Source organism: Chitinivorax tropicus, assembly GCF_014202905.1.
GTDB classification, from domain to species: Bacteria; Pseudomonadota; Gammaproteobacteria; order Burkholderiales; family SCOH01; genus Chitinivorax; species Chitinivorax tropicus.
The window spans coordinates 73,198-98,615 of record NZ_JACHHY010000002.1 but is presented as its reverse complement, the minus strand read 5'-3'; the positions used below and the strand labels follow the sequence as shown (position 1 = coordinate 98,615).

19 protein-coding genes and 1 pseudogene are annotated in these 25,418 nt (G+C 55.0%); 11 read left to right on the top strand and 9 right to left on the bottom strand.

Annotated features, from left to right (window positions below):
- Positions 1-267: 267 nt before the first annotated feature.
- From hexR to zwf, 4 genes are all read right to left on the bottom strand, one after another.
- Entirely contained in the window at positions 268-1,110 is an 843-nt protein-coding gene (gene hexR / locus HNQ59_RS01765; protein ID WP_184034410.1) for a transcriptional regulator HexR, read from the bottom strand.
- Positions 1,111-1,173: 63 nt separating this feature from the next.
- Positions 1,174-2,148, bottom strand: coding sequence for a glucokinase (locus HNQ59_RS01760; protein ID WP_184034407.1), 975 nt, complete (start codon positions 2,146-2,148; stop codon positions 1,174-1,176).
- The gene (pgl, locus tag HNQ59_RS01755) at positions 2,129-2,815 is read right to left on the bottom strand and encodes a 6-phosphogluconolactonase (protein WP_343074188.1); all 687 of its coding nucleotides are present in this window, start codon (positions 2,813-2,815) and stop codon (positions 2,129-2,131) included. Before pgl ends, HNQ59_RS01760 begins: the two co-directional genes overlap by 20 nt.
- Positions 2,816-2,820: 5 nt before the next feature.
- Positions 2,821-4,254, bottom strand: a complete 1,434-nt coding sequence (zwf, locus tag HNQ59_RS01750; protein ID WP_221320161.1) for a glucose-6-phosphate dehydrogenase — start codon at positions 4,252-4,254, stop codon at positions 2,821-2,823.
- A 538-nt stretch (positions 4,255-4,792) separates the two neighbouring features.
- Here zwf and edd point away from each other — a divergent pair.
- The 9 genes from edd to gap all read left to right on the top strand — a co-directional run bounded on the left by edd (position 4,793) and on the right by gap (position 17,091).
- Positions 4,793-6,613: a phosphogluconate dehydratase gene (edd, locus tag HNQ59_RS01745; RefSeq protein WP_184034398.1), complete on the top strand. Its 1,821-nt coding sequence runs from the start codon at positions 4,793-4,795 to the stop codon at positions 6,611-6,613.
- Between the two features lie 64 nt (positions 6,614-6,677).
- On the top strand, positions 6,678-7,301 hold the full coding sequence (locus HNQ59_RS01740) for a bifunctional 4-hydroxy-2-oxoglutarate aldolase/2-dehydro-3-deoxy-phosphogluconate aldolase (protein WP_184034395.1): 624 nt from the start codon (positions 6,678-6,680) through the stop codon (positions 7,299-7,301).
- Positions 7,302-7,471: 170 nt separating this feature from the next.
- Positions 7,472-8,650, top strand: coding sequence for a maltoporin (locus tag HNQ59_RS01735; RefSeq protein WP_184034392.1), 1,179 nt, complete (start codon positions 7,472-7,474; stop codon positions 8,648-8,650).
- Between the two features lie 146 nt (positions 8,651-8,796).
- A complete protein-coding gene (locus tag HNQ59_RS01730; protein WP_246490807.1) occupies positions 8,797-10,419 on the top strand; it encodes an alpha-glucosidase in 1,623 nt (540 codons plus the stop codon).
- Positions 10,420-10,457: 38 nt separating this feature from the next.
- Positions 10,458-11,588 (top strand): ABC transporter ATP-binding protein, encoded by a 1,131-nt coding sequence (locus tag HNQ59_RS01725; RefSeq protein ID WP_184034386.1) that lies wholly within the window; start codon positions 10,458-10,460, stop codon positions 11,586-11,588.
- Between the two features lie 105 nt (positions 11,589-11,693).
- A complete protein-coding gene (gene malE / locus HNQ59_RS01720) occupies positions 11,694-12,890 on the top strand; it encodes a maltose/maltodextrin ABC transporter substrate-binding protein MalE (protein WP_184034378.1) in 1,197 nt (398 codons plus the stop codon).
- Between the two features lie 304 nt (positions 12,891-13,194).
- The gene (malF, locus tag HNQ59_RS01715) at positions 13,195-14,724 is read left to right on the top strand and encodes a maltose ABC transporter permease MalF (protein ID WP_184034374.1); all 1,530 of its coding nucleotides are present in this window, start codon (positions 13,195-13,197) and stop codon (positions 14,722-14,724) included.
- Positions 14,725-14,783: 59 nt separating this feature from the next.
- Positions 14,784-15,674 (top strand): maltose ABC transporter permease MalG, encoded by an 891-nt coding sequence (gene malG, locus HNQ59_RS01710; RefSeq protein WP_184034371.1) that lies wholly within the window; start codon positions 14,784-14,786, stop codon positions 15,672-15,674.
- Between the two features lie 400 nt (positions 15,675-16,074).
- Positions 16,075-17,091, top strand: coding sequence for a type I glyceraldehyde-3-phosphate dehydrogenase (gene gap, locus HNQ59_RS01705; protein ID WP_184034368.1), 1,017 nt, complete (start codon positions 16,075-16,077; stop codon positions 17,089-17,091).
- 140 nt (positions 17,092-17,231) lie between these two features.
- Here gap and HNQ59_RS01700 read toward each other — a convergent pair.
- The 5 genes and pseudogenes from HNQ59_RS01700 to HNQ59_RS01680 all read right to left on the bottom strand — a co-directional run.
- A pseudogene (locus HNQ59_RS01700) lies at positions 17,232-17,387 on the bottom strand (recombinase family protein); the annotation flags it as partial.
- Between the two features lie 2 nt (positions 17,388-17,389).
- Positions 17,390-18,013: a hypothetical protein gene (locus HNQ59_RS01695; protein ID WP_184034362.1), complete on the bottom strand. Its 624-nt coding sequence runs from the start codon at positions 18,011-18,013 to the stop codon at positions 17,390-17,392.
- A complete protein-coding gene (locus HNQ59_RS01690) occupies positions 18,010-19,167 on the bottom strand; it encodes a DUF2515 family protein (protein ID WP_184034359.1) in 1,158 nt (385 codons plus the stop codon). The genes HNQ59_RS01695 and HNQ59_RS01690 overlap by 4 nt, the downstream gene beginning before the upstream one ends.
- Before the next feature lie 138 nt (positions 19,168-19,305).
- Positions 19,306-21,711 carry an ATP-binding protein gene (locus HNQ59_RS01685; protein WP_184034356.1) on the bottom strand — a complete coding sequence of 802 codons (2,406 nt, stop codon included), beginning with the start codon at positions 21,709-21,711 and terminating at the stop codon, positions 19,306-19,308.
- A 204-nt stretch (positions 21,712-21,915) separates the two neighbouring features.
- A complete protein-coding gene (locus HNQ59_RS01680; RefSeq protein WP_184034353.1) occupies positions 21,916-23,604 on the bottom strand; it encodes an ArnT family glycosyltransferase in 1,689 nt (562 codons plus the stop codon).
- Positions 23,605-23,780: 176 nt separating this feature from the next.
- Here HNQ59_RS01680 and purE point away from each other — a divergent pair, with 176 nt between their 5' ends.
- Positions 23,781-24,269: a 5-(carboxyamino)imidazole ribonucleotide mutase gene (gene purE / locus HNQ59_RS01675; RefSeq protein ID WP_184034350.1), complete on the top strand. Its 489-nt coding sequence runs from the start codon at positions 23,781-23,783 to the stop codon at positions 24,267-24,269.
- Between the two features lie 3 nt (positions 24,270-24,272).
- Complete coding sequence (locus HNQ59_RS01670; protein ID WP_184034347.1) at positions 24,273-25,415, top strand: 5-(carboxyamino)imidazole ribonucleotide synthase; 1,143 nt, start codon at positions 24,273-24,275, stop codon at positions 25,413-25,415.
- The last annotated feature ends 3 nt before the right edge of the window (positions 25,416-25,418 follow it).

The following is a 25,418-nucleotide window of genomic DNA, read 5'->3' as shown; positions in this document are numbered from 1 at the left end:
CACCTGGTTTGTCAGCCTTGCAGACTGAGCCAGGGTGGCAACGTTTGTCACCGTGCTGTTGTTTGATTCAGGGCTGCTGACAACCCTTCATACTGCCGATGTCTCTCGGCTTGGATGCCCCCGTTCACGGTATGGCCGTGCGCATTCCGCTGACACAGCACATCGAACGGGGTTTGAAACAATGACCAGCTTGGATGTTGTCATCAGCTGGCAGGTCTGCGGACGATCACCGGCTGATTTTGCAAGCGATCTGTGACAGGAGAGGCGTTACTCAAACCCCCTGACCCGTTTTTCCTTCAAAATCCGTTTCACTTGCTCCAATTGGCGGATCAGCTCGGGGCCGCGCCGGAGTGAAACCCCTACCGCCAGGGCATCGATGATGGCCAAGTGGACGATCCGTGCCACCATCGGGGTATAGATATCCGGGTCCTCTGGCGTGTCGGCATACAAGGCGACATGGCAATATTGCGCCAGCGGCGAATTGCTACGGGTGATGCCGACCACCTTTGCCCCCACCTCACGCGCGATCTGTACGCTACGGATCAGATCAGCCGTCCGGCCTGTATTGGAAATGGCGACAACTGCATCGCCGGGTTGCAGCATGGTTGCCGCCATACCATGAATGTGCGGGTCAGAATAGGACACTGTCGGCACGCCAAGCCGGAAAAATTTATGCTGCGCATCGGCAGCGATGATGCCGGAGTTACCCAGACCATAGAATTCGATCTTGTTGGCGCTGGCCAGAATCCCCACCGCTTGCTGCAATGAGTCGGGGTTCATTTCGTTGCGGGTGCGCAATAGGCTGGAAACGCAATTGTCGAATACCTTGGCGATCAAATCGTGTGGGCTGTCGCCTGACATGACCGATTGGTGGACATATGGCACACCTGATACCAGACTTTTGGTCAGTCGCAGTTTGAAGTCCTGCAAACCATTGCAATCCAGGCTACGACAAAACCGGATGACCGTGGGCTGGCTGACACCGGCCTGATCGGCAATGGCGGCAATAGGCGCACTGGCTACCATATTGGGCTGTGCCAGCACCAGCTCGGCTACTTTCCGCTCCGATTTGGAAAGGCTGTCCAGCACTTCCTGAATTTTGTTCAGCATGTCTTCGCTCTACAGAGGTCTCTCGATTGCTGTGCAACCGCTGTTTTTATTGTGCAGGTTAATTCAGATCGCGCTATCCAGCGCCCGCGCCGCCCCGGTCAGTGCTGGGTACTGCGCATGGATCACATAGACTGGAATGGCGCGCAGGTATTGCTCAAACCGGCCCTTCTGCTCAAAGCGTGCGCGGAAGGTCGATTGAATAAAGTAGTCGCCCAGCTTGGGTATGATGCCCCCGCCGATGTAGACGCCACCCCGCGCACCCAATGTCAGTGCCAGATCTGCCGCAACCGTGCCCAGCATGGCACAGAATGTGGAGAGCACTTCGGCACAGACTGGACAGCTCCGGCTGATGGCACGTTCGGTGATCTGGGCTGGCGTCAATGTTTCCGGCTCGACCTGTTGCAGCTGTGCAATGGCCAGATACAGCGTGGGCAGACCAACCCCGGACAAAACCCGCTCTGCCGAGACATGCGGGAATTCGCGACGGATCAGACTGACAATGGCCGCTTCTCGGTCATTGAATGTCGGCAATGTCACATGACCGCCTTCACCTTCCAGTGGCGCATAGCCGCCCGGGTAAGGCACCAGGCCCGAGACGCCCAAGCCCGTGCCCGCACCCAAGAGTGCGATGGGCGCCCGTTCGATCGCCGTGCCCCCTCCAACCTGCGTCAACTCTTCCGGCTTGAGCGCCGGGAGTGACCATGCCAGGGTGGTGAAGTCGTTCAGGAACAACAATCGATCCAACATCAAGGCTTGGCGCAATGCCTCGATGGAAAATGTCCAATGGTGATTGGTCATTTTCACCAAATCGCCGGTGATGGGATTGGCTATACCAATGGCGCCACAGCGTGGCGTCACGCCGCCCGCTTGTGCCAAGTAGTGCTGGATGGCGGCCAAAGGCGTAGGGAACGCCTCGCAGGGAAGCGTCACGATGTGCTCAATCGGCCCGCCAGCGCTGAATTGCAGGGCAAAGCGGGCATTGGTGCCACCAATGTCGCCCAATAGACGTGGAAAGTGATCAGGCTGCCCAATAGACATGTAAAGGTACCTTGTGTTGCTGAATGGCAAAGCGCACGGGGAGTGCTTCAACAGGCCCCGCCTGCATGGCTTGTGCAAGTACGTCGCGTTTCTTTTGCCCGCTGATGTGCAGGAACAGATGACGTGCCTGGGTGATGCTGTGCGCAGTCAGCGACATTCTTGCATGGGGGGCATGCCCTGGGTTCACGGCACATAGCAGGTCTTGGCTGGTCAGGCCATGTTGCAGCTCATCTGCCCCAGGAAAGAGTGACGCTGTATGCCCATCATCACCCATGCCCAAGATGATGACATCGAACGGCTTGGGAACGGCCTGATACGCCGCTATGAGCTGTTCAAGGCCCGCCTCGGGGGTGTCGGCCAGATTTTTCATTGGAACGAATCGGGCAACTGCGGCAGCGTGTTGCAGCAAGTTGTCCCGAACCAGTTTTTCATTGCTATCACCGTGTGCGGGTGCCACCCAGCGCTCATCCACCAAGGTGACCACGATGGCTTGCCAGGGCAATGCCATCTGCGACAAAGCCTTGAAAAAGCCTAACGGTGTCCGGCCACCCGACACGGCCAGGCTGGCCTGGCCTCGCTCGGCTACGGCATCTTTCAAGATCTGGCCGACTTGCTGAGCGAGCGCTTGATCCAGTGAAGAGGTGTTGTCAAACAGGTGTTCAGTCACGGCCATCATATTTCCTCATGCCAAGCCAGGCCATCCCGCGACAGCAGAGCGCTGGAGGCCGCTGGGCCCCATGTCCCGGCGGTATAGGTTTTGGGCTTGTCGGTGCTTTGTTCCCATGCATCGATGATCGGCTCTACCCAACGCCAGGCAGCCTCTTGCTCGTCACGGCGCACAAACAGGGTCAACTTGCCCCGCACCGCATCCATGAGTAGACGTTCATAGGCTTCCAGGCGCCGTGTCTTGAACGTTTCCTCAAAATCGAGATTGAGATGGACCTGGCCCAGATGCATGGCATCGCCGGGTTGTTTGGCCAGCAGATAGAGCTTCATGGATTCTTCGGGTTGCATGCGGATGACCAACCGGTTGAAACCATGCCCCGCAGGCATGCCAAAGATGGAATGCGGCACATCCCGGAAGTTGATGACGATCTCAGCGACTTTTTCCTGCATACGCTTGCCGGTGCGCAAAAAGAAGGGCACGCCAGCCCAGCGCCAGGTGTCGATTTCCGCCTTGATCGCAACGAACGTCTCGGTGCGGCTGTCCGCAGGAATCTCGGGCTCTTCCAGATACCCAGGTACAGGCTTGCCTGCCGCAGCACCCGCCCGGTATTGTCCTCGGACAGTCTTGGTGATGACCTCGTTGGGTGTGAAAGGCTTCAGCGCACGCAGCACCTTCAATTTTTCATCGCGAACCGCATCGGAATCGATACTGGAAGGCGGCTCCATCGCAACGATGCACAGCAATTGCAGCAGATGGTTTTGCACCATATCGCGCAGCGCGCCTGTCTTGTCGTAAAAATCGCCACGCGTCTCGACACCAATCTGCTCTGCAACGGTGATCTGGACATCTCGCACCCATTCACGACGCCACAACGGCTCGAACAGCGCATTGCCAAAGCGTAGTGCGAGCAGGTTCTGTACCGGTTCTTTGCCCAGGTAATGGTCGATCCGGTAAATCTGATTTTCAGCGAAATAGCGGCCTACCGCATCATTGATCGCTTGCGATGATGCGAGATCATGGCCAAGAGGCTTTTCGAGCACCACGCGGGAGTGAGCAGTCACCAGACCGGCATTGGCGAGGTTCTCGCACGTCGCAGTGAACAGGCTGGGTGCGGTGGAGAGATAATAGACACGGATACGGTCTTTGAATTGATCCAACATGGCGGCCAGATCAGCAAAGTGAGCGGGATTCTGCGCATCCACCCGCTGGTAGCCCAGGCGCTGTGCGAAGCTGGCCCAGACAGCCTTGTCGAAGGCTTCACCCAGGTATTGGGCACAGTGCTTCTCGGCGGTGGCGATGTAGTCGTCACTACTTAAATTGCTACGTGCAACGCCGATGATGCGGGCACCATCCCCCATCTGCCCGTCGCGATGCTGATGATATAGCGCTGGCAACAGCTTACGCATCACCAGATCGCCGGTTCCACCGAACAAAATCATGTCAAACGTCTGTACCGCAGCCACAGCTTTTCCTTTCCTTTGTCTCATGCGCCAGGGATCACTGCTGGCGCTACGTAGTCCATCCAGAATCCTTGGCACACTTGTGGGGCGCTGCGCCTTGGCTGTAACCAGATTGCATCCTGTTTATCTGGCAACGAGCACCAGAACCGCCTATACAGCTCGTAGGTGATCTATTCATGTCACTGTTCCGACGGGTTTTTGTCTTATCGGTGCAGCGCGGCATGGTCGGTAATGATGAGCCGTAATCTGATCTTAGAATTGTATGTAAGATTACTACAATGATATGGAAATGTACAAAGGGATTACACTAGATTACGTAGTATCAGTACATGATGGTGCAATGGGCCTGGCAATTAAACTCAATGAAATCATTGTAATGTATGGAATTTCATTATTCCTCTGCACCAAAATGTAGCAAAACTAAAAATAGCGCTTGCTTTTGAGTTGTAGGAAAACTACCATTGCCGTGCCAGCGCGTCTGCTGAAATGTGTTGAACTTTCAATAGCTAGGTAAAGCATGCTGAATCAACGAGTTGCCGAAGTCACTACACGAATCAAAGCGCGTAGCGCGTCGTTGCGCACGGCTTATTTGCAACGGGTGGCCAATGCACGTGGGCAAGGTCCGTTGAGAGGGCATCTGTCATGCACCAATCTGGCGCATGGCTTTGCGGCAGCACCGGCTGGTGACAAGATCATGCTGAGGGAAGTCCGCAAGGCAAATGTGGCGATTGTCTCGGCATACAACGATATGTTGTCGGCACATCAACCATTCGAAGCCTTCCCCGCCTGGATCAAGGATGCAGCTCGGGAAGCTGGCGCAACCGCGCAATTCGCAGGGGGCGTGCCCGCCATGTGTGATGGCGTGACCCAGGGCCAACCCGGGATGGAGCTATCGTTGTTCTCCAGGGATGTAATCGCCATGTCAACCGCGATTGCGCTGTCTCACAATATGTTTGATGCCGCCTTGTATCTCGGCGTCTGTGACAAGATCGTGCCAGGTTTGTTGATCGGTGCCTTGCAATTTGGGCATCTGCCAGCTGTGTTTGTGCCAGCGGGGCCAATGACATCAGGTTTGTCAAATGATGAGAAAGCACGTATCCGCCAACTGCATGCTGCTGGGCAGCTGACCCGTGAGGCGCTGCTGGAGGCGGAATCTCAGGCTTACCATGGCGCTGGTACCTGTACATTCTATGGCACTGCCAACTCCAATCAGATGTTGATGGAGGTGATGGGGCTCCATCTGCCTGGCGCAGCCTTTGTGACCCCCGGCACTCCATTGCGAGAAGCGCTGACGCGTGAGGCGGCACGTCATGCGGCTCAATTGACCGATCTGGGGCAGCGTTACACACCTGTAGCCGAGATCGTGGACGAAAAAACGATCGTCAATGCCATCGTTGGTTTGCTTGCAACCGGCGGCTCCACCAATCACACCATCCATTTGATAGCGATGGCACGTGCGGCGGGCATCCTCATCGATTGGACTGATTTTGATGAGTTGTCGGCAGTTGTGCCACTACTGGCCAGAATCTATCCCAACGGCTCTGCCGATGTGAATCATTTTCATGCCGCAGGTGGCATGGGGTTCTTGATCCGGGAGCTGTTGGATGCCGGCCTGATGCATGAAGACGTATTGACCATCATGGGTCGTGGCTTGCGACACTATATGAAAGAGCCTTTCCTGCTAGAGGGGCGGCTGACTTGGCGTGATGCGCCGGTCGAAAGCCTTGATCAAGATGTGTTGCGTAAAGCCAGCAGCCCATTCTCTGCAGATGGCGGATTGAAGCTGTTGACCGGCAATTTGGGTCGTTCAGTGATCAAGGTTTCCGCAGTCAAGCCGCAAAACCGCGTCGTACGAGCACCTGCCGTGGTGTTCGATGGCCAGGATGAACTGCTGAGTGCATATAAGCGCGGTGAGCTGGAGCGTGATTTTATTGCGGTGATTCGTTTTCAAGGCCCTCGGGCAAACGGCATGCCAGAGTTGCACAAGCTCACCCCAACCTTGGCCAATCTACAAGACAAAGGCTTCAAGGTGGCCTTGGTCACCGATGGTCGGATGTCTGGTGCCTCGGGCAAAGTGCCTGCCGCCATCCATGTGACACCAGAGTGTGTTGTAGGTGGTCCTTTGGGGCGAGTCAGGGACGGCGACATCATTTTGCTTGATGCCGAGCAGGGGGTCTTACGTGCTGAAGTCGCTGATGATGAGTGGGCAGAACGGGAGATCGCACAACGTGATCTGCGTGATAACAACTTCGGCATGGGCCGTGAGCTGTTTGGTGCCTTCCGTGGCCATGCCACCGGGGCCGAGCAAGGTGCGATGAGTTTCGGCATGCTCGACTGAGCGCGTTGGGATCAACGCCAAGGAAACAGGTCATATTAAGACGGGTTGCATAAAAAGGATACGAATGGACATCCTCTCCATCATGCGTGCTTCTCCGGTCATGCCGGTGATTGTGGTCGAAAAGATTGAACATGCTGTGCCATTGGCACAGGCCTTGGTAGCAGGTGGCATTCGCGTGCTCGAAGTCACCTTGCGTTCTGCCATCGCACTTGATGCCATCCGTGCCATGCGAGCTGCGGTACCGGATGCCATTGTGGGTGCGGGTACCGTGACCAATCCAGAGGAATTGCAGGCTGCGGTTGCCGCTGGTGCGCAATTTATGGTCAGCCCGGGTCTGACCGATGCGCTGGCAGCGGCTGCCCAAGCGACAGCAATACCCTTGCTGCCGGGTGTGATGACGCCATCGGATCTGATGCGCGCACGTGATGCAGGCTTCACCCGGCTCAAATTGTTTCCGGCACAACAGGCCGGTGGGGTGGGCATGTTGAAGGCCCTGGGTGGGCCATTTGCCGATATCGTTTTTTGCCCGACCGGCGGGATATCCGTCACGACGGCACCGGAGTTCTTGTCGTTACCAAACGTAGCATGTGTGGGTGGTTCATGGCTGACACCCAAAGCATTGCTGGAAAATGGCGATTGGGCGGCAATTACCAAGCTGGCGCAGGAAGCAGCTGCGCTTCGTCGATAAACAACTATAAAAAACAACATGTTCTTTTTGAAAGGGCATATCCCGATAGCGGGCAAGCAACAACAGTGACAGTGGAAAACGGCAGGGGCATAACAATAATAGTGTGATCCGTTTTTCTTGACAGTTGGCTTATGCAAGTGCCGATTGTTCTTTCAACTGTGGAGGGTGACATGAATCCAAAATTTAAAACCGCACTATCAGTTGCAGCGGTATCTGCTGCGCTTGCGGCACAATCATTTGCTGCTGGCATCGATTTTCATGGCTATTTGCGCTCTGGCGCGGGCAGCAGCTCAAAAGGCGGTAAGCAGGTCTGTTACCAGTTGGATGGTGCAGCATCCAAGTACCGTTTGGGCAACGAATGCGAAACCTACGGCGAGCTGGCTTTTGATGCAGATCTGTACAAGGCCGCACAAGGTAGCGCTTACTTCAAACTGCATACCATGCTCGCTTTCTCCGTGCCTGCCGATGGTGACTGGGAGCAGGCAGACCCAGCTTGGCGTCAGACTTGGACGGAAGTCGGTGGGTTTGGTGAAGGGGCGCTGTCAACGGCCAAGATCTGGGCGGGTAAGCGTTACTACAAGCGTAATGATATCCACCTGAATGACTTCTTCTACTGGAATAACTCCGGCCCTGGCGGTGGTATCGAAGATATCGACCTGGGATTCGGCAAGTTGTCATATGCCTATATCCGTCGTGCTGATAGCAAGAACAGTAAAGTCACCCAGACCACGCATGACATGCGCCTGGAAGCGATCAAGCTGGGTGGCGCAGGCTCACTGGATCTGGGCTTGAACTTCGGTTCCAAGAACAACGTTGACAACAATGGTACCGGTAACAAGAACGGCACATCGTTCACTGTCCAGCACAACCTGTCACTGGGCGACAACTGGAACAAGTTCATTGTTCAGTATGCGGACAAGAACATTGAGCTGGATGGCTCTTCCTACCCAGGCACCAACGACAAGAACAAGTGGCGTGTGTTGGATCGCTTCTTCTTCAACGCGGGCAATCTCGATGGTGAAGGTGTAGTGGGTTACACCAAGGTGAAAGATGGTGACAAATGGTTCACCGCTGGCGTGCGCCCGGTCTATCACTTCAACGAATTGTTCAGCCTGGCGACCGAGCTTGGCTATGACAAGGTGAAGCCTGCAGCCGGCGACAGCCGTAATCTGTGGAAAGTGACCATCGCACCTCAGATTTCGGCAGGCAAGAGCTATTGGTCTCGTCCGACCATCCGTGCATTTGTCACTTACGCCAAGTGGAACAAAGAGGGCGTGGCCGGTGGAGATGTCTTCAAGGATAAGACCAATGGCACTTCCTATGGTATCCAGACTGAAGCTTGGTGGTAAGCCAGTCAGGGTTTAACAAGTTTCCTTCTTAAGCTCCTCCCAGAGGGTTAGCGGCGGCGGGTATCGATCTCCGCCCGCTCGCCGCATTTTTTTGTAATGCAATGTGCCTGGATAACGGGTATATCGAATTGCAAAAAGGCATAAAGATGATGCAGGCAAGTAAAAATTGGTGGCGTGGTGGCGTGATCTATCAGATCTATCCACGCAGCTTTGCAGATAGCAATCATGATGGCATCGGTGATTTGCCGGGTATCGTCGAAAAGCTGCCCTATATTGCCAGCTTGGGTGTCGATGCCATCTGGATCTCCCCGTTCTTCAAATCACCGATGAAGGATTTCGGCTACGATGTATCGGACTATTGTGATGTTGATCCACTGTTCGGCACGTTGGCTGATTTCGATGTGTTGATTGCCAAGGCGCATGAGCTGGGGTTGAAGGTGGTCATTGACCAGGTTCTGTCGCACACGGCAGATCAGCACCCCTGGTTCAAAGAATGTCGGCAAAGCAGAGATAATCCCAAGGCCGATTGGTATGTATGGGCGGAAGCCAATGCTGATGGTACGCCACCGACAAATTGGCTGTCGGTCTTTGGTGGCTCCGCTTGGCAATGGGATGCCCGCCGCAAGCAGTATTACCTGCATAACTTCCTGCAAAGCCAGCCAGACCTTAATTTCCACCATCCCGAGGTGCAGGATGCCATTCTCGGCACCATTCGTTTTTGGCTAGAGCGGGGTGTTGATGGTTTCCGGTTCGATGCCTGCAATTTCCACTTCCACGACCGACAGCTTCGTAACAATCCGCCAGCCAGCCATCGGGATAGTACAACTGTCTCGGCTGACAATCCCTATGGATTCCAGCGCCATCTGTACGACAAGACCCAGCCGGAGAACCTGGCCTTTCTGAAGCGCGTGCGCGGTTTACTGGATGAATTCGGCGCAGCTAGCGTGGGAGAGGTGGGTGACGATGATTCCTTGGCGGTCATGGCGGCCTATACCAATGGTGGTGACAAGCTGCATATGGCGTATAGCTTCAATCTGCTGACACAGGATGGCTCGCCCGCATACATCCGCCAACAGGTGGAGGCGCTAGAAGCTCAGATTGGTGATGGTTGGGGTTGCTGGTCAATCGGTAATCATGATGTGCAGCGGGTCCTGACGCGCTGGGGAAAAGGCGAGACCAACCCCCAGTTGGCCAAGATGTGGCTGGCCATGGAGACCAGCTTACGAGGTAGTGTCTGCCTGTATCAAGGTGAAGAGCTGGCTTTGACCGAGGCTGATATTCCTTTCGAACAACTGCAAGACCCCTATGGCATTGCCTTCTGGCCTGAATTCAAAGGCCGTGACGGCTGTCGCACGCCAATGCCGTGGCAGCATGACGCAGATCATGGCGGATTCTCATCCGCTACGCCATGGTTACCGGTGCCCTCTGTACATCGTGAACGCGCAGTGGATGTGCAGGAGGCCGACCCCGCGTCGGTATTGCACTTCTTCAGGGCGTTTCTGGCTTGGCGGAAAACGCAGCCATTGCTTCTCGACAGCCAGATCCGATTCGTCGATACACAAGCTGAAGTGCTGGCCTTCGAGCGATTCGAGGGGGAGCAGTCAATGTTCGCGTGCTTCAATTTCAGTGGGCAGACCCAGCAGGTGGCGTTGCCCGTCGATCACCAGGTGACGCTGATTGTTGGGCATGGCTTTGATAGTACCTTGAACGGTTCAACAATCGAATTGCCGGCATATTCGGCATTCTATGGACACCTTACCCGCGCCTGACCGAATCGGCAGCGGCTTGCAATCTAAAGGCAGATGACATGGCTGAAGTAATTCTGAAGGGTATTCGCAAGGCCTATGGCGACATTGAAACCTTGCATGGCATTGATCTCAATATCAAAGATGGCGAGTTCGTTGTTTTCGTCGGGCCATCTGGCTGCGGTAAATCGACGCTATTGCGCACCATCGCAGGCCTGGAAGACATCACTGCGGGCGAGCTCTATATTGGTGGTCAGTTGTGTAATGACATACCACCCGCTAAACGCGGTATTGCCATGGTGTTCCAGAGTTACGCGCTCTACCCGCATATGACTGTGGCCGAGAACATGGCATTTGGCCTGAAGCTGGCGGGTGCGAGCAAACAGGAGATGAATGCGGCGGTTGAGCGGGCGGCCAAAATTCTGCAGATCGAGCATCTGCTTGCTCGTAAACCTAAGGCACTGTCTGGCGGGCAGCGCCAGCGGGTTGCCATTGGCCGGGCCATTGTCCGTAAACCCAATGTGTTTCTGTTCGATGAGCCGCTCTCCAACCTGGATGCCGCATTACGGGTACAGATGCGGATCGAGATTGCCAAACTGCACCGCGAGCTGGCCACCACCATGATCTATGTCACACACGATCAGGTGGAGGCGATGACGCTGGCGGATCGTATCGTGGTATTGAGTGCTGGCAAGGTGGAGCAGGTTGGACACCCGATCGAGCTATACAACCACCCATGCAATCTGTTTGTGGCTGGCTTCATCGGCTCGCCCAAAATGAACTTTGCGCCAGCCGAATTGATATCGGCAGATAGCAAGGTCGCCCGTGTCAAATTGCACAGTGGTGATGTGATTCGTGTGGCGGTCGATGCATCACATCTCAGCGTCGGTAGCAAGGTGACCTTGGGCATTCGCCCCGAACATGTCGTAGCGGATGGCCCATTGGGGGACAACATATTGCACGGCACGCTGCAGGTTGCTGAGCATCTGGGTGACGTGACCTACCTCTATATCGATGTGGCCGGTGCGGACGACCATTTGATCGCGCGCGCTGCAGCAGACAACCGGGCCATACGTGGTGAGCAGGTTACATTGGGGCTGCCGGAGCAGCATTGTTATCTGTTCGATGAAAATGGACTGGCTTGCCGCCGCACGATTGATCCAGTTGCAACCAAACAAGAAAAAGTCGCTTGAAAGCGGATTGACGGCGCGTATGGGCAATGCGCGCCTGATTGTAAAGTAGGTTTCAAAGACGACACCCACCCATACCTGGGTCGGAAAACTTAGAAGGAGATGTCAATGTCCTCAGCAGGTGACAAGATGAAATTTGCCGCAGCGGCTGCCGCTGTGGCATTTGCTTTTGCCGGAAATGCTCAAGCGGCTGATCAAGGCAAGCTGTTGGTGTGGATCAACGGTGACAAGTGCTACAACGGCTTGCAAAAAGTCGGTGAAGAATTCGCCAAGAAGACCGGTGTTCAAGTGACGGTCGAGCATCCCGAAGACGCGCCCAGCAAGTTCCAGCAAGCTGCCGCCGCCGGGAAGGGGCCAGATATCTGGATCTGGCCGCATGACCGCATCGGTGAATGGATTCAATCCGGCTTGATTGCAGACATCAAGCCTTCCAAGAAGGTTCAGGGCGATATCGAGCCACTGGCTTGGAAGGCGTTCACGGTGGGTGGCAAGACCTATGGCTATCCGTTGTCCATTGAAGCCGTGGCACTGATTTACAACAAAGATTTGGTCAAGACGCCGCCGAAGTCATTTGACGATGTGCTGAAGCTGGATAAGGAACTGCAGAAGCAAGGCAAGCATGCCCTGCTGTGGGACTACACCAACACCTATTTCTCCTGGCCACTGCTGGCCGCAGGTGGCGGTTATGCCTTCAAGGCCAAAGCTGATGGCTCCTATGATGCCAACGATACAGGTGTCAACAACGCTGGTGCTGTCAAAGGCGTCGAGACCATCATGAAGCTGATCAAAGCCGGTGCGATGCCTAAGGGCGCAAGCTATGCAGATATGGAAGCAGGCGTGAACCAAGGCAAGATCGCCATGATGATCAATGGCCCCTGGGCGTGGGACAACCTGGAGAAATCCAAGATCAACTTTGGCGTCACGCAGATCCCGACTGTCGATGGTAAAGCAGCCGCACCTTTCGTCGGTGTCCTGGGTGCCATGATCAACCGTGCTTCGCCGAATAAAGACTTGGCGGTGGAATTCATCGAGAACCACATGTTGAGTGTGGCTGGGTTGAAAACCTGTAACGCTGACGTTCCATTGGGCACGCCGGCCAACAAGGCGCTGTTCAGCGAGCTGAAGTCCAACCCCAACATTCAAGCCACCATGGCCTCGGCACAGGCAGGCGCACCCATGCCCAATAATCCGGAGATGGGGCGCTTCTGGTCGTCCATGAATTCGAAGCTGCAAAACATCACGCAGGGTCGTCAGGGCGCGAAAGAAGGCTTGGACGCTGCGGCGAAGCAGATCGTTGGCAAATAAGCAACAACTGTGATCCACCCACGCCGCATGGTGATCGGCCCGGTCTGTACGGGTCGATCGTCTTGTCTACGTGGGCCTCACGGCAGGTAAGGCAATCGGTGGGGTGGGGCGAAATGATCGTCTGCTTCACCGAAATGCCAAGAGGCTGAATACAGCCCGTATAACAAGCATGGCGCAGTGCCACGCCCCACAGCGGAGGCGCCTGACAGATGGGTGACAAACCATGCGCTTGCAGGACATTCCCCCTGGCCGACGGGATCAGTTGGCCCGGCCACAAGGTCGTCAAGAGGTAACGAGAGGGTATATGGGTAGATCTTTGGGATCGTGGATCGGTAAGGCGGCATTGCTGCTGTTGTTATTGGCAGCCCTGTATGGCGTGGCGATGGTCTACACCGCCGGTCAGCCGGTTCTTGCAATGGGCGTACTGGCTGTGGTCGGCTTGGCGGTCTATGTCTATACATCGCCACGTGCATACGCCTACCGCTATCTGTTTCCTGGCTTGGCCGGAATCGCCATCTTTGTGCTGTTGCCTTTGGTATATACGATTGCAATCGGTTTTACCAATTACAGCTCAAAGAATCTGTTGACCTATGATCGGGCAACCCAGTATCTGCTTGATGAAACTTATCGGGCTGAAGGCGATAGCTATGCTTTTTCCTTGCATGCTGATGGTCAGGCTTATCGTATCCGTCTGGAAGACAGCCAAACAGGAGCCGTTTTCGTCAGCAGCGCATTGGCGTTGAAAAAAGTCGAAACGCTGAAACTGGAGATGCACCCATTTGATCAGGCCAATATCGTGTTGGGTGAGGCAGTTCAATTACGCGAGCTGATCAAGCTGCAAGGTGCATTGAAAGCGATTGCTGTAGTGATACCGGGTGGCAAGCAGGCATCCATGTCCGGCCTACGTGAATTCGCGCCAGTACACAAGCTGTATGTCAAGAATCCTGATGGTGCGCTGGTCAATCAGGAAACCAGCGAAGTATTGCGCCCCAATTTCACAACGGGCTTTTACGAAAATGCCAAGGGTGAGCAGGTGCAGCCGGGCTTCAAAGTGAATGTCGGTTTTTCCAACTTTGCCCGCATCTTCACAGACCCCAATTTCCAGGAGCCATTTGCCCGTATTTTCGGGTGGACAGTCGTGTTCTCGGCATTGACCGTGGTATTCACGCTGAGCGTCGGTATCATATTGGCGGTGTTGCTGAACTGGGAGGCGCTACGCTTCCGGGGGTTGTACCGCACCATGTTGTTCCTGCCCTATGCGGTACCTGGCTTCATCTCGATTCTGGTATTCAAGGGCTTGTTCAATCAGAGTTTCGGTGAGATCAACATGATCCTCGATGCCTTGTTTGGCATCAAACCTGCTTGGTTCTCCGATCCTTTCCTGGCCAAGGTGATGATTCTGATCGTCAATACCTGGTTGGGTTACCCCTACATGATGGTGTTGTGCATGGGGCTGATCAAGGCGATTCCGTCAGACTTGTATGAGGCCTCGGCCATTGCCGGAGCGGGCCCGCTGACCAATTTCTTCAAGATCACGGTGCCGTTGATCGTCAAGCCGATCACGCCATTGTTGATTTCAGCCTTTGCGTTCAATTTCAACAACTTCGTCCTGATCAGCTTATTGACATCGGGCCGTCCGGACTTTCTGGATACCAAGGTGCCCGCTGGGACGACCGATTTGCTGGTGTCCTACACCTATCGCATCGCATTCGAGGATTCTGGTCAGAATTTCGGGCTGGCGGCAGCCATCTCCACAGTGATTTTCATTCTAGTGGCGGCATTGTCATTGGCGAATCTACGGCTGACCAAGGTCAACCAGACCGAGGCACGCTGATCGAGCGAACACATGGGGCCAGGGTGTCACTGGCCTGACCAGATTGAGGGAGTTTCAGAATGGCTGTTGTACTCGATAAATCTCACCGCTGGCGGGTTGTCGCCGCGCATATCGGCATCATCGCGTTCATTGCATTGATCATGTTTCCATTTGTGATGATCCTGTCGATCAGCTTGCGCCCGGGCAACTTCGCCACAGGCAGCATCATCCCCGATACCATCAGCTTTGAGCATTGGAAGCTGGCCTTGGGCATCTCCTACCAAGGGGCGGACGGCAGTTTGGTGCAGCCGCCGTTTCCGGTCATGCGCTGGCTGTGGAATTCGATCAAGGTAGCGACCATGTCGGCTGCCGTCACCTTGCTGCTATCCACTACCTGTGCATTTGCTTTTGCCCGGATGAAGTTTCCGTTCAAAAATCAGACCATGACTGCCATGCTGCTGATGCAGATGTTCCCAGCAGTATTGGCGCTGGTGGCCATTTTCGCGATCTTTGATCAAATCGGTACTTATGTCCCTTGGCTGGGTATCGACAGCCATGGCAGCCTGGTACTTGCCTATGCGGGCGGTATCGCCATGCATGTATGGACGATCAAAGGCTATTACGACACCATTCCCGCAGAAATCGAAGAAGCAGCCAAAGTAGATGGCGCAACGCCATGGCAGGCTTTCCGCCTGGTGCTGTTGCCGATGGCGCTGCCTATTCTGATGGTGGTGTTCTTGTTGGCCTTCATCAACGCAATCATTGAGTATCCTGTGGCATCCGTACTGCTGCATCAGCAAGAGAATCTGACTCTGGCTGTCGGCTCAAAGATGTTCCTGTACCCACAAAAGTATATGTGGGGAGATTTTGCCGCTGCTGCCATTCTCTCGGGCTTGCCGATCACGGTGGTCTTCCTGATCGCGCAGAAATGGATGATCTCTGGGCTGACCGCAGGTGGGGTGAAAGGCTAATAGTTAAGCAGGGGCCGTTGTCTCCGACGGCGGCCCAGATGCTCGGGCCGTGGCATCCACGATTGGTATTCGGCTTCTACAAGGCTGCTTTGGGTATAAATGAACCCGTGCGGCAGAAAATACACCAAGTGATATCAGCCTGCACGATGCGTAAGGTACCCTGATCCAGATCAACGTACATCGCATGACAGGGCGGCACACTGATGTTTTCAGCGGTGATGATGTCACCGCGTAACCGGAAAATTGCTCTCCCCCACGGAGCGGTGAAAACGGCAGCATGATGGCTTCGCGACAGATCGAGAAGCATCACGTACTGCCTTGATTGCAATGTAAACCTCCTCAATGGTGCATGGCAGGGGTTCACACCAGCGAGGGAATTCGCCTTGTAGGAGAGAAGTTCATGACTATTCGTCTTGCCATCAACGGTTATGGCCGCATTGGCCGCAATACGCTACGGGCGTTGTATGAAGCCAAGCGTAATCACGAGTTTCAGATTGTTGCAGTCAACACATTGGGCGACACCAATATCAACGCCCATCTGACCCAATACGATACTGTCCATGGCCCTTTCCAGGCTGATGTGTCGGTCGATGGCAGCGACATGATCGTCAATGGCGATCGTATCCGCTTCCTGTCAGAACGTGATCCCGCCAAGTTGCCGTGGGCCGAGCTGAATATCGACGTGGTGCTGGAGTGCACCGGTCTGTTCACCAGCAAGGAAAAAGCTTCTGCGCATCTGGCAGCCGGGGCCAAGAAAGTCATCATCTCGGCACCAGGTGGCAATGATGTGGATGCCACCATTGTATATGGTGTCAATCACCAGACACTGCGACCAGAGCACACCGTCATTTCGAATGCATCTTGCACCACCAACTGCCTGGCACCAGTGGTCAAGCCATTGCACGAGAAGCTGGGCATCGTGTCTGGCTTGATGACAACCGTCCATTCCTACACCAATGATCAGGTGCTGACGGACCTGTATCACAGCGACCTGCGTCGCGCCCGTGCGGCCACACATTCCATGATTCCGACCAAGACTGGTGCGGCAGCGGCTATCGGCTTGGTGATGCCTGAGCTGGCTGGCAAGCTGGATGGCATGGCAGTGCGGGTGCCCACCATCAATGTCAGTTTGGTGGATCTGGTCTTCCAGGCGGGGCGTGATACGACCAAAGATGAAGTCAATGCGATCGTCAAGGAAGCGGCGGAGGGAGCATTGCAAGGAATCTTGAAGGTCAACACCCTACCGCTGGTATCAATTGATTTCAACCACAACCCGGCATCCAGTATTTTCGATGCAACCCAGACCAAAGTGATTGCAGGCCGTCAGGTGAAGATCATGGCCTGGTATGACAATGAGTGGGGATACTCCAACCGCATGTTGGATGCGGCCAAGGCGCTGATTCAAGCAGGTCGCTGAGCCCCAGCAAAAACGGCGCCATCGATTGGCGCCGTTTCCATTTTCACCGGCTGTGTTGTTCGCCAGCGCTAAAACCAAGTCTATTTGGGCTGGGGTCGTCTCAAAAAAATTAAGGCATATTAAGACTTTGGCTTAACCACTAACTTGTCAAGTAGCCGATGCAATTCAGGCCGATCCCAGCAGCCCGCTGAGGCTTTCTCTTCAAAGATGCGACTACAGCCTGCCACTTCCAGTGCCGCAATCTGTGCACCGTTGTCCTGTTCCTGCGTTGAGACGCGGGCATAGCTTATGCGCATGGCTACTCCACCCACGGTTTAGCCAAGGCAAGCGTGATGAGGTAGCGTTCCTCATTGGGGTGTTTATCGTCTTTGAAGCGCCCCACCACCAGCATCGCTTGGTATTTATTTCCCGCCTGCCAGTAGGTCGTGCCCCCCTTATTCACATCCCGTAATTGGGTACGCCATTCAGGGGTGTCCGCGAATGGCGGATCGTCCTTGACACGAATTGGCATCCAGCCACCTTTGCGCCACTGTGCCTGCAAATCCAGCACGATCTTGAGGGCATCGTTGAGCGGCAGTGGCTCGATCTGCGGTGACATGCGCACACTATCCACTCGCTCATCGTCGAAGCTCACAGTAAAGAAACGTGCTTGCGGTGTCACGAAACCATACTGCGGGTCGATGAAGCGCAGCCGTGCATCGGACTTAGGGATGTTGTACCAAGCATGCCCTGGGATCGCCGGATCAATGGCCGCGCTGGAACGCTGACGCATGGCCTCATAGGGCTCACCAATCACCAACGCGATTTCCGGCTCACTCGACTGGGCGTGGACGCACAGGCGTATCGCCGCCAGCGCCAGAACGGTAGCGATCGCCAAACCCAGTCCGCCCCGACGCCAGCCAATGCGCGCTAACCAGCTCATTGTACGCCACTACCTACAGCAATTTCCTTGATGGATTGCTCCAGCAAGGGGCGGTTGAGGTTGTGCAGCATCTCGTTGAAGCGTGCTGCCGCCTTGAGTACAAAGGGCATGCGCTGGTTGATATCGGACAGATCGGCCACGGGGTTGCTGCCGAAGCCGATGGTGCGCCCGTCCTCGACCCGACGGCATTGGCTGGCCAGCGTCAGTTCGATGGCTTCGGCCACGCCCGACGGGAAGCCAGTAACGTAGGATGCGTGATTGCTGCGTAGTAGCGCCACCAACTGCGGGTCGTTGTACATTGCCGGTTGCAGGATGTTGACCTGCTCGTGTTGCGCTAGGTATTCGACGCTCTTCGGTATGTTGCCTGCCTCAATCGCTTCAAAGGCTTGCAAGATTTGCGAGTAATCAACGCCGAATCTAAGCTTATCCTGCCCCACTGGCCACAGCACTGGGTACTTGTTGTTCCCATAGATCTTTTGGCGCGAGGCCAAGCAAGTCTTGAGTTCCTTCAATCCCCGCTTCTTGTAAAACGCATGCAGCGGGAACACATCCAGAAACAGCGTGGTATTCCCCATGGCCAGCTTTTCATACACGTACTGGTACTGTTGCTGCACCAGCGAGAGCGATTCCCCCTCACGCCGCATATCGGCAGTCGGCACCGGATTGTTGCGGCGGGCCTGCTCGTAATCGCGCAGTGCCTTCTCATCTACCTTGCCGATGCTGAACACGCCGGGGATGCCCCATCCTGGCTTACTGCTGTTTACCATGCGCTGCTGCGCGTCGTGCTCGGCCTGAATTTTCTTGATCGAATCGGCTGCATGCAGCAGGCCGCACCCGACCTGCTTGGACGCGAAGGCTGCTAGTCCAGCCCACTGGAAGCGGTGGTCATGTAGCCACAACTTGGCATAGGCTGCATTGATGGCGCGATTGCGCGCCTTGGGGTCGGCAATCAACCTGCCACCCGGCGCTATGATGTCTTCCGCTTCTTTTTGGTACGAGCGCCAGATGCACTCGCAGGTCAGTACCGGCACCTCGGTATTCTTGACCTTGCGCCCATTCTCCTCAGTGAAATAGCTCTTGCACTCCGAGATCGGCTTGGTGCTCTTGTGCAACGCCTGCTCATCGCACTCGTGGCCTTTGAAGCACCGCGTCATGGGTCATTCCCGAATTTGGTTGCATGGCAGCATAAACCAATGGCCAATGAATGTAATCGGGCAGTACATTTGCGCATCATATTTCTGAGACGACCCCAGCCAAAATGGCCCCCCAGGCAATCCGTAGCACCCGAAAGCTCAATTCTCGTCATCGGGCTGATTGGTGCTTGGTGCCAATGGCAGCCAGAAGGTCAGGATCGATCCACCGCCCTCGCGTAGTTCGGCAAAGATATCGCCGCCATGGCCGCGAATGATTTCCCTGGAGATGGCCAAACCCAGGCCGCTGCCGCCCGACTCGCGCGATGTGCGGCTGCTTTGCACAAATTTATCGAAGATGGCTTCCAGTTCGTCTGGTGGAATGCCAATGCCCCGATCCATTACCCGCACAATCGCCCTTGGCATGGGTGCGTCACAGGTTGTCAGCTCGATCAGTACCTGCTCGTGTTCCCTGGAGAATTTGATGGCGTTGGACAGCAGATTACGGATGACCTGTCCGATGCGCAGCCGATCGAAACCGAACACCGGTTCAGTGCCATCAGTCTGCAACACAACTTGCAGTGCTTGGCGCTTGGCCAGCTCGTCCAGCTCCACCATGATAGATTCGATCAAGGGCTTCAGTGGCTGCTCAGTCAAACTGAATGCCATCTTGCCGGACTCCAGGCGAGTGACATCCAGTAGATCGTTGACCAGTGCCAGCATGCGCTCGCCGGAGTCGGCAATATTCGAGAAGTAGCGCTTCAATTTATCCGGGGTTGCCTGTTCGGCCTTATCCAGCCCCAATCTCGCAAAACTCAGAATGGCGTGCATCGGTGTGCGCAGCTCATGCGACATATTGGATAGGAATTGGGTCTTCGCCAAGTTGGCGGCGTCGGCTTTTTCCTTGGCGGCAACCAGATCGGCAGTCTGTAATGCAACCTGCTCGACCAGATAATCACGGGCCTGCCGTAATTCGATTTCGGCCAGCTTGCGGGCGGATACGTCCCGAGCCAGCCACACGACTGCATTCTGGGCGGTATGCTGTGGCAGGCGTGCGGTGCGGCCCTCGAACCAATACAACTGGCCCTGCAACATCAGCGGGTATTCATAGATCTGCGTGTCGCCAGTATCCAGGCAACGGCCCACCACCAGCAGGATCTCGCGGGAAATGTCCTGTGGCAAAGCCTCGACGACATTGTTGCTACGGCGATTGTTCATCGCGAACAGCGCCTGATTGCCAAAGGCTTCCATGATATTGCCTTCGCGATCCAGCACATAGATTGCATCAGGAATGGCTGCGCTGATCGCTTGCAAGCGCGCCTCGTTGGCCAGCACCAGCTCAACCTGTGTCGCGAGATCCTGTGCGCTGCGCTGCAGTTGTCTATCACGTTCGCCCAAAGACTGGGCCATCGCCGTAAATGAGCTGGCCAGCCTCCCGATTTCATCCTGGTGAGGCCAATTGATCCGGATATTCCAATCCCCACCCCGAACACGTTCGGTTGCGCCCAGCAGGGACTCCAGCGGTGCGATGACCTGGCGTCTCAATACCAACCGGATCAACAGCAGCTCCAAGAGCAGGGAAACAGCACCCAGGCCCAGCACGAATGAGGCGTTGTCAAAAGCCAGTCGCTGCAGCAGCGACTTGGGATAGACGGTGACAAAAATCCAATTCGGGCCTTCGATGCGCGTTACCCCCAGGAAATATTGAGCATCGCTGGTTTCGACAATGGCTGGAGATCCCTTGGAGTTGACTGCTGCATCAACGATATTGGTCAGTGCCGCATCATGCAATTTCACCGCATTCAAATTGCCCCCTGCTTTGCGGATCTGCTCCATCAAAGTGGGATGGGCAAGCAACTCGCCATCGTGGCGCAGAATGATGTTGTACGTACCGGTCAACTGTTCGTTGACAGTGCGTTTGACCATGTCATCGATGACGATATCCTGTCCGGTTGACACCACCCAGCGGTTGTTGATGTCACTTGGTGTGACATGCGACACCATCCATTTCTTGGCACCTTCATCAAAGTAGATGCCAGTCCAAAATGGCTTCCGGTCAGGGTTCTTGCTGATCGTTGAGCGCCAGACCGTTTCGTAGGTATAGATGTCGGTTTCACGCGTCGCGGCCAGGCTCCAATCGACAAATGGCGCATAATTGACCGACAACTGCTCTGGCATATTGATGAAACTGTCGATGAAGCGGTTGGTGGTCAGTATCCCCCAGTCAGAGAGCAGCCGATAGGCGATGACCAGGCGACGGCGTAGATCTGCGGTCAGTGGTACGTCATGTCGGACGAAGACTGTTGCCTTGGTGCGGAAGTCATTCAGATCCGGACGCACCCTGATCAATTCGTCAGGATAGCGTTTGAAAATGGCATCAAATTCTGCCTGTGGGTCTTCATCGCCCATGGCGATGAGCCGCTTCATGAATTCATCGGCCATCATCCGAGTCTGGATCTCGGCCAATTTGAAATGTTCGCTTTCACCCCGACCACGGGCGTCTACATAGCCTTTCAGGCCATTGAGCATGCTGGTCTGCAAGGTTGAATAGAGGTGCCAATATGCCATCAACGTCGCAGCAATGATGACAAAGGCGATCCGCACCCCCATTCGAGTCAGAGTGCGGCCAGCTAATGAAGTATGGTGGATTAGCATGAAGTGATGGTTGGCACCGGCAGAGACAGTATCAGCATATCATAGCCTTTACCTCACCAAGGTGGCCTGAGGTGCTGATGACATGGCCGATGAATACTTCACCGGCCATTTCTGGGATCAAGGCGTGAAACGATATAGACGCGCATCGCCAATCTGGGTAACCAATGACAATTTAGGCGCCAGGGGCGAGGCCGCCATTTCCTGCAAACGTCTATCTGGTACAACCAGGAGGAATCCACGGTTGCTTTGGATCAAGTCTGTCGAAAGTGGGAACTGGCTTGGCACGGTGCCCAGCTGCTGGCCAAACCATAGGTCAGGGCTGACGGAGTCAACCACTGGTATGGTCTGCTCCAGATGGAATGGCAAGCTCGATAGCAATTCATAGTCACGGTATAGCATGACCGGCACCGTACTATGGTGTCGTTTGATATACCCGGCTAAGTTTTGAGCGGATACATGAGGCTCTTTTGCCTGTAATGCATCAACCAAGGTGATCTTCAACGGCAGGAACATCAAACCGATGGCCAACCAAGCGAACAGCGGGCGCTTCAGCCAGAACAACAATGCAGCGGCACCACCAAGTACACTCCAAGCCAGCGCAACCGGAGAGGAGGGTAGCAGTTGCCAAGGCATGAATGATGACAGCCCTTCCGGCGCAAAGATCCAGGACTGCCACGCACCAAACGCGGCACCGAACACACATAGAATGATGCTACTGAGAATGAACGTCTGACTACGCTGCCAATTTCTGGCCAAGGATTGTGCCAGGACCAGCGCGATTCCTGGTAGCGCCACCATCACGTAATAGTCTGCCTTGGATGAGGAAATGGCAAAAAAAGCGGTTGGAATACCGGCCAGCAGCCAAGCAAACCAAGTCAGACGACGATCAGTCTGGTCGATGGTGATCTGTCGTTTGATCAGGGCAATCAACATAATGATCGACCAGGGGAAAAACAGGAAAATCAGCCGTGGAACATAGAACAGTGGCGTACCGCCGGCATAATAATCCTTTGGCATCCGCTGCCCAGTGAATCGGTAGACATGCTCATTGATGAAGTAAAACCAGCTGAATTCCTTCAACGACAGCGCTGCCGCAATATGCCAGGGCACCGCAATCACCGCGAATACCACGATGGGCCAAGGTGCAAACAGGCGTTTCAACCATTGGGATGGTGTGACATCTCGGCTCAGCCAAGCCAGTGGAAACAGCACCATGTAGAACAAGACCAGGGTCACCAAGCCCTTGGCCAGGACCGCCAACGCCAATAGTGCGTATGAAATCGCCATCAGCTTACTGGAAGGCCGCGTCAGGCCTACATAGGCAACCAGCAGTGCGCTGCTCCATAAAGCGTTGTATAACGAATCGGTCATCTGCACATTGCCAAGCAGAACGAACCCAAGTGATGAGCCTAGAACAAAGGCGGCGATCAGCCCGGCCAATGGGCGACCAACCGCTCGTCCAAACCAAGCCAGCGTGCCGACTGCCAACAATGACGCGCTGATTGGCACGAGGCGGGCAGCAATGTCATTGACGCCGAACAGACTGAATGACAGCGTTGTCAGGTAATACAACAAAGGAGGTTTTTCGAGGTATGGCAGTCCATTCAGATGCGGAATGATGAAATTACCTGACGCCAGCATCTCGCGTGCGATTTCTGCGTAGCGACCTTCGTTCTCATTCAATAGTGCATATTGATCTATACCGAAAAACAGATATATTATTGGTAGTAAGAATACGGCGTAGCTGATTGCACGTTGTGCAAAAGACTGATCTTCCCAAGACTCGATGGTCATTGATGTTGCCATCGTCCAAACTCCTATTGACGCGCTTGTATATTTATCATTTCGGATATATACATTGCCAGTGTTGATTTACTGTAAGACCCTAAAGCTTAACCGGTAGATTCTCGTATGTTCAACTGATATTCAGGTTAAAATTGCCATCTTTTTTCACCCCCATTTGATATATCAAGAGTGACACCATGATCCAGATCGGCGTCGTAATGGGCAGCAATAGCGATTGGGACGTAATGCAGCATGCTGCGCGCGTACTCAAGGATTTCGGCGTGGAATTCGAGGCTCGGGTCGTGTCCGCGCATCGTACACCGGATTTGCTATACGAATATGCTGAAACCGCGCACGAGCGCGGCCTGAAGGCAATCATCGCCGGTGCAGGTGGCGCAGCCCATCTGCCGGGTATGCTGGCGGCCAAGACCGTGGTGCCAGTGCTTGGTGTGCCTGTGCCTTCAAAATATCTCAAAGGCCAGGATTCACTGTACTCCATCGTGCAGATGCCTAAAGGCATTCCAGTTGCGACCTTCGCCATTGGCGAAGCCGGCGCAGCCAATGCAGGTTTATTTGCGGTGTCATTGCTGGCCAATCAGGATGCCCGTCTGCGCTTGGCATTGGAAGCATTCCGTGAGAAACAGAAACAAACCGTGCTGGCGATGGCCTTGCCGGACGTGGAGTAAGTGATGACTACGCCCCATATCCTACCCAACGCCATGCTTGGCATCCTTGGTGGTGGCCAGCTAGGCCGCATGTTTACCATGGCCGCACGTGCTATGGGGTATCGCGTGACAGTGCTCGATCCCGATCCGGACAGCCCGGCGGGTGGGTTGGCGGATGTGCACATCTGCTCTAAATATGATGACCCAGGTGCATTACAGATGTTGGTGGATACCTGCGCTGCGGTGACGACAGAGTTCGAGAATGTACCTGCAGAAAGCATGCGCTTCCTGCAAGCCCGTATGCGGGTGACGCCCAGCGCGGAATGTGTCGCCATCGCGCAGGATCGGATCAAGGAAAAACGGTATATCAGTGGTGCTGGCCTGGGCGTTGCACCTTTTCTGGTCATCGAAAAGGAAGCCGATCTGGCACAAACCATGACTGAGCACCTGCCAGGGATTCTGAAGGTTGCCCGCATGGGTTATGACGGCAAAGGACAGATCCGTGTCAAAACGCCAGAGGAAGTACGGGCGGCTTGGGCGCAGATGGGTAGCAAGCCCTGTGTGTTGGAGAAGATGCTGAATCTCAAAACAGAGATTTCCGTGATCGTGACACGCACCTCGTCAGCCGAGATCACGACATTCCCTGTGGCGGAAAACCAGCACGAGGCGGGTATTCTCGACATCAGCATCGTCCCAGCCCGGGTGCCAGCGCCCATCGCTGACCAAGCGCGCGGTATGGCATTGAAGCTGGCGCAGGCCATGGATTACGTCGGCGTATTGGCGGTGGAATGTTTCGTGCTGGATGATGACACGTTGCTGATCAACGAAATTGCGCCGCGCCCGCATAACAGCGGCCATTATACGATCGATGCCTGTTTGACCAGCCAATTCGAGCAACAGGTGCGCACCATGTGTGCATTGCCACCAGGCGATACTGCATTGCTGAAGCCAGTTGCTATGGTCAATCTGCTGGGGGACATCTGGCGGGATGACGAGCCGGCATGGGACAAACTCCTATCCTTACCCAATGTCAAACTGCACTTGTATGGCAAGCGTGAGGCCCGTATCGGTCGCAAAATGGGTCATTTCGATGTGTTGGCAGACGATGTCGATGCCGCACTGGCACAGGCGATCGAGTTGAAACAAATGCTGAGCCAGGCTGACTGAGGC